General features: G+C 48.7%; 5 protein-coding genes and 1 pseudogene. 3 read left to right on the top strand and 3 right to left on the bottom strand.

Annotated elements, in window-relative coordinates; genetic code table 11:
* Positions 1-2,856: efflux RND transporter permease subunit (locus RMO35_RS13580; RefSeq protein ID WP_309741832.1), on the top strand; the 2,856-nt coding region annotated here is incomplete at its 5' end.
* Between the two features lie 124 nt (positions 2,857-2,980).
* On the opposite strand, the gene RMO35_RS13585 is transcribed toward RMO35_RS13580, so the two are convergent.
* Entirely contained in the window at positions 2,981-3,559 is a 579-nt protein-coding gene (locus RMO35_RS13585; protein WP_309741833.1) for a hypothetical protein, read from the bottom strand.
* 410 nt (positions 3,560-3,969) lie between these two features.
* Here RMO35_RS13585 and RMO35_RS13590 point away from each other — a divergent pair.
* Positions 3,970-4,215, top strand: a pseudogene (locus RMO35_RS13590) (efflux RND transporter permease subunit); the annotation flags it as partial.
* 142 nt (positions 4,216-4,357) lie between these two features.
* Here RMO35_RS13590 and RMO35_RS13595 read toward each other — a convergent pair.
* Both RMO35_RS13595 and RMO35_RS13600 read right to left on the bottom strand, forming a co-directional pair.
* The gene (locus RMO35_RS13595; RefSeq protein WP_309741834.1) at positions 4,358-4,741 is read right to left on the bottom strand and encodes a type II toxin-antitoxin system VapC family toxin; all 384 of its coding nucleotides are present in this window, start codon (positions 4,739-4,741) and stop codon (positions 4,358-4,360) included.
* On the bottom strand, positions 4,738-4,977 hold the full coding sequence (locus RMO35_RS13600; RefSeq protein ID WP_309741835.1) for a type II toxin-antitoxin system Phd/YefM family antitoxin: 240 nt from the start codon (positions 4,975-4,977) through the stop codon (positions 4,738-4,740). Before RMO35_RS13600 ends, RMO35_RS13595 begins: the two co-directional genes overlap by 4 nt.
* Before the next feature lie 101 nt (positions 4,978-5,078).
* Here RMO35_RS13600 and RMO35_RS13605 point away from each other — a divergent pair, with 101 nt between their 5' ends.
* Positions 5,079-5,333, top strand: a complete 255-nt coding sequence (locus tag RMO35_RS13605; RefSeq protein WP_309741836.1) for an efflux RND transporter permease subunit — start codon at positions 5,079-5,081, stop codon at positions 5,331-5,333.
* Positions 5,334-5,442: the final 109 nt, after the last annotated feature.

Raw genomic sequence — 5,442 nt, forward strand, 5'->3', positions numbered from 1 at the left:
GTCGCCAGCGGCAACAATAATCCGATGATCTGGTTGGTGCTCAAGCCCAAACCAGGATTTCAGACTGACTCTAACCGTTATCGCGACTTGATTGACGAAACGATCGAACCCGCACTCCGCCGCGTGGAAGGCACGAGTCGATTTTTTATAATCGGCGGGCAGGAGCGGGAGGTGGAAGTATTAGTCGATCCCAAAGCTTTGGCCGATCGCAATCTCAGCCTGACTAATGTTACCAGTACGTTGAGTACCAATAATCGCGATATTCGCGGTGGCCCTCTAGTCATCGGCAAACGCGAATATCAAGTGCGGACGGTCAACCGCGCCCAAGCAATTAAACAGCTTGAAAGCTTCGTGCTGCGGCGCGATGACTCTGGGACGGTATATCTCCGCGATGTGGCTACTGTCGAAATGGGGCGCAAGTTCCAAGACAGTGCGTTTTTATTTAATGATGCGCCCTCGGCGGGGATTGGGATCATCCGCCGCGTGGGGGCGAATGTGCCGGAGGTAGCCAGGGGTGTCAAGGAGGTGTTGGCGAATTTAGAAGCCCAGTTCGATCGGCAAAAACTCGGCGTGGCTTTTGAGATTCTCTACGATGAGAGTACTTACATCGAGCAGTCGGTGGAGAATGTGCGCGGCGATTTAATTACGGGTGGCGTGCTGGCGATTTTGGTACTGCTATTATTCTTGGGTTCGCTGCGGACGGTGGTAGTGGTGGCGATTAGCATTCCGATCGCGATGATTGTCACGTTCATCGTCAGTGCCGTTTTGGGTCGATCGCTCAATATTATCAGTTTAGCGGCATTGGGGTTTGCAGCGGGGATGGTGGTCGATAATGCGATCGTCGTCATCGAAAATATTTTCACCCACATGCAGCAGGGCAAAGATCGCCTGCAAGCGACGATCGACGGCACCCAGGAAGTCAGCGGGGCAATTGTGGCGGCAACATTAGCCAACGTGGCCGTATTTGCGCCGTTGGTGCTGGTAACGGGCGAAGTCTCGCAGTTATTTATCGATATGGCAATTACGATTACGGCGGCGGCAGTATTATCGATGTTTGCCTGCTTGACATTCCTACCGATGCTGGCAAGTCTGGTACTCGATCCCGCCGAGGCGCAGCAAACGTTTCAAGTGGGCGATGCCAATCCTGCCGAGCAGCCGCAAGTCCGCCGCAACTGGCTGGAAGGATCGATCGTCCGTACTTCCACCGGATTTCGACGGGTGCAGAGCAAATTAGAAAGCTTTTTGCTAGCAACAGTGGGATGGGCATTGGGGCCGGGTCGGATTCTCCGCAGACTGGCATTATTATCGATTCCGATCGTGTTATTGGTGTCGAGTATTTTCTTGCTCCCCTCAGCCGATTATCTGCCCCAAGGCAACCTCAATTTTGTATTTTGGTTGACCGAGAACTTTCCTGGTACCAGCGTCCCCGAAGCCGTCAGGCTGTCGGCTCCAGCGCGATCCTATCTCAAACAGCAACCCGAAATCTCCAGCACCTTTTTTGCCAACTTTGCCCAGTTTCGCGGGATTGGGATGTCCTTGAAACCTGATTCAGCCACGGGCGGCGGACTGGCAGATATGGAAAAACGCTTGGCTGGCAAAAGCTTCGGGTATCCTGGCTATAAATTCATGTTCCCGATCCGGTTCCCGATCTTCAACGATCCGGGTAAATCCTTTGAGGTGCAAATTATCGGCCCCGATCTCACTCGACTCAACCAGTTAGAACAACAGTTAATCAAGCAAATCTCCGCCCTACCAGGAGTAGCCAATGCCCGTTCCAATGCGATCGACGGTGCGCCCCAACTACAAGTAATTCCCAATCACGAACGCCTCGCCGAGGTGGGACTCTCAGAATCAGAAGTTGGTGCGATGGTGGAAGCGGCTCTGGGCGGACGCTTTGCATCACAATTTATCGACGGCAAAGAAGAACTCGATGTCACCGTCCAGTTGCAAAATATCTTTGTCAAAACACCCGAACAGTTGCGGCAATTATCGCTCTACAGCGCGCGGATTCCCCAGACGACAGCCCCAGCTCCTGGCAACACATCATCCACAACTGCCGCAACGACACCAACCGCCAGCGGCGGACAACTCCAGCTTGCTGATGTCGCCACCGTCAAAGAAACCATCGGCCCTGGCGTAATCAATCATGTAGACTTAGAACGCTCCACCACCCTCACCGTCAGCCTGACTCCCGCCGCCCCCTTGGGACAGATCGTGAGCCAAACCGAATCCCAAATCCTCGCCCCCTTACGCACCAAACTACCGCCAGAATTTCGCTTAGAATTGGCGGGTTCTGCCGATCGATTGTCGGAAACCGTCGGTCAACTTGCCGCTGCCTTCGCATTCTCGGTAATTATTACCTACTTACTGCTAGTGGCTCTATATCGATCGTTCCTGTATCCGTTGGTGATTATGGCAACGGTACCGATGGGATTGACTGGCGCACTCTTGAGTCTGGTGGTTGCCAATTGGATTCCCGGTGTGATCGTGCCATTGGATATGATTACGGGACTGGGATTCTTGATTTTGACTGGGGTTGTCGTCAATAATGCCATCCTAATTGTGGAGCGCGTGCTTCAACTTCAGGAAGAGGGACAAAAATACGACGAATCGCTCTATAATGCGACACGCGATCGCTTGAGACCGATCTTTATGTCCGCAGGTACGAGCATCTTGGGGATAATTCCCCTAGCATTATTTCCTGGACAGGGATCGGAATTGTATCAAGGGCTGGGAATTGCGCTCACTGGGGGGTTAGCATTCTCAACGATCCTCACCCCGACTGTAGTCCCCGCATTGATGGCATTATTGCAGGATTTCTCAGGCGATCGTCGCAAACATATTATTGGTAGTTAGTGGGTTTTATAAATTGCATTGGCGATCTTTATAACGTTCTGGATCAGCGGCTCGAAGCCACGTTACGCTTATTATAGATCGATCTTGTGAGTCCGCTGCATCCGGGTTGTTGTACTGCTGGCGACTATTCCAGAGAATCAGCCCAAGGCATGACCAGTAGAGTGATATTTCCACTCTTCTCGGTACGTGAGGCTTTCTCAACTGACCAGATAGTACTCTCACTAACGGTTGGGCTACCTGTCCAATGGCAGGGCGGACTTCCAGGAAAAGCATCGCCATCAAATGGCTGATCTAGCCAGACAAAATCTTCATCACAGACTGCCGCACCAACAAAGCCTCCAACTTCATCAAACACCTCAATCAAATGACAGCCACCATCCCAACCATCGCTCACATAGCCTTCAACCAGCAGCGCATAGGTCATACCAACTTCGGTTAAAATTTCTACAACATAAACATCACTTAGGCAATGCTGCGACAGCCATATATGCCGTTCAAAGGCCAACTGAATTGGTGCTGGAGCTTCCTGATTAATCAACTCTATTTCAACTGTATCAAAAACAGAACCATCTCCTGATTCCAGTAACTCCAATCTAGCAATTTGTGAATCTTTGCAGGAGTCCCAGACAGCTTCCAAGCCGTAATTGCACTCTTCTAACTTTTGCTGATAAAACTGTCTAATAATCCCGTGGATACCAGTCATAGCTCTAACCAATCAATGGATACTCTCTTTTATAAGATCGAAAATCTAACAGCGCGTTCTTCACAAATAATCTAAGCGGTACAACTATTATTTAGACTGATGCTGTCAGTCTAATACCCTCATTTGGAGTAGTTAGATGGACAAATTTCCACCTAACACCCCCGATTTGGGTATTTAGGAATGAGGATTTAATAATATACAGATCTAGCATTGCTCGAACCGTCGGTAGGGGCAATTCATGAATTGCCCCTACCGACTGAGGAATTGCACGTTATTTAATCCTCGTTCCTTAGCCAGAATAAATTCAGTCTAATCACCCTAAAAGCTGGTCGCTCGATTTCGAGATTGTTTGTAATAGCTTTTAATATATTAGGTTCGGGATCTCCCGATCGAAAGATCCCAAATCTGAATCCGTCTACAATGCAACGCGCGATCGATTGCAATCGATCTTTATGTCCGTAGGTATGAGCATCTTGGGAATAGTACCGCTAGCAATCTTTCCCAGACAGGGATCGGAATTCGATCGAGGGCTGGGAATTGCGATCGCTGGCGGGTTGGCATTTTCTACCATCCTCACCCCGACTGTAGTTCCGGCATTAATGGCATTATTGCAGGATTTCTCAGGCGATCGTCGCAAACATATTATTGGTAGTTAGTGGATTTTATAAATTGGATTGATGGTCGATCGAAGATTAGTAGCTTCGTTATAACGTTGCTGTTCAGAGGCTGCAAACATCCTTCGCCTCCATATCAGTGAGTTTTGGCAGTCTACTGCAACAGCGTTGTTGGGCTGCGTCGCTACATTATGCTGACTGGGTAAGCACGAACGGCTGAATCTACTGTCGCAATTGTGAGATCGTTTTGCAAGGCTTGACAGATAAGCATTCTGTCAAATGGATCGCGATGTAATGGGGGCAATTTAGCCAGTTGCATCACACTGCTTTCATCAAGAGCAAGACTGGCAATTTGATGTAGATCGCGCTGCTTGGGTAAATATGTTTCGGGATGCTCTGGCAGAGGTAATTTGCCCAACTGGTATTTGACAATTGCTTCCCAGACCGAAATTGCACTTAAATAGACCTCATTGTCTGGATTGCGAATCGCATCCCGAACAGCAGTGGGTAACTGACTATCGCCACTGATGAACCACAAAAAAATATGTGTATCTAGCAAAATTCTCATTTGCCCTCAAACGCGCTCAAAATTTCTTCTGGCAAGGGTTCATCAAAATCTTCAGGGACGGTGAACTCACCAGCACACAGACCAAAAGGTCGTAACTGCTTAGCACTTAACGAAATAGGTCTAAGTTCAGCGATCGCTTTATCTGCTTGAAGAATGACAAAAGTTTCACCTGCCTCCACTTGACGCAAATATTTTGAGGGATCGCGCTGAATTTCGTCAACCGTCACATTTAACATAAAAAAGCCTCAGTCTAAGTTCAAAGGATAATATTTCGTCTCACTCAATTGTAGATGATGGGTTGTATTCTTCCAGATCGGATGAGTACGGATCGTTCAAGATGTCTGTAGATCGCTACAATGTAGCGCACGATCGATTACTACCGATCTTTATGTCCGTAGGTACGAGCATCTTAGGCATAGTACCGCTAGCAATCTTTCCCAGACAGCGATCGGCATTCGATCGAGGGCTGGGAATTGCGCTGACTGGTGGGTTAGCATTTTCCACCATCCTTACTCCCACGGTAGTTCCGGCATTGATGGCATTATTGCAGGATTTCTCAGGCGATCGTCGCAAACATATTATCGGTAGTTAGTGGGTTTTATACAAAAGAATGTGCAAATCAAGAGAGATTTTTTATGGATGCCTTAGCTAATATGTCAGTTTGACCAGCCTGTCTAATTAAGGCTCCACAAATCATTCCT

The sequence above is a fragment of the Chamaesiphon sp. OTE_20_metabat_361 genome, assembly GCF_031364565.1.

Excerpts from the sequence above, each read along its gene's own strand:
- RMO35_RS13585 (WP_309741833.1), bottom strand. The coding sequence starts at position 3,559 with ATGACTGGTATCCACGGGATTATTAGACAGTTTTATCAGCAAAAGTTA.
- RMO35_RS13595 (WP_309741834.1), bottom strand. The coding sequence starts at position 4,741 with ATGAGAATTTTGCTAGATACACATATTTTTTTGTGGTTCATCAGTGGC.
- RMO35_RS13600 (WP_309741835.1), bottom strand. The coding sequence starts at position 4,977 with ATGTTAAATGTGACGGTTGACGAAATTCAGCGCGATCCCTCAAAATAT.
- RMO35_RS13605 (WP_309741836.1), top strand. The coding sequence starts at position 5,079 with ATGTCTGTAGATCGCTACAATGTAGCGCACGATCGATTACTACCGATC.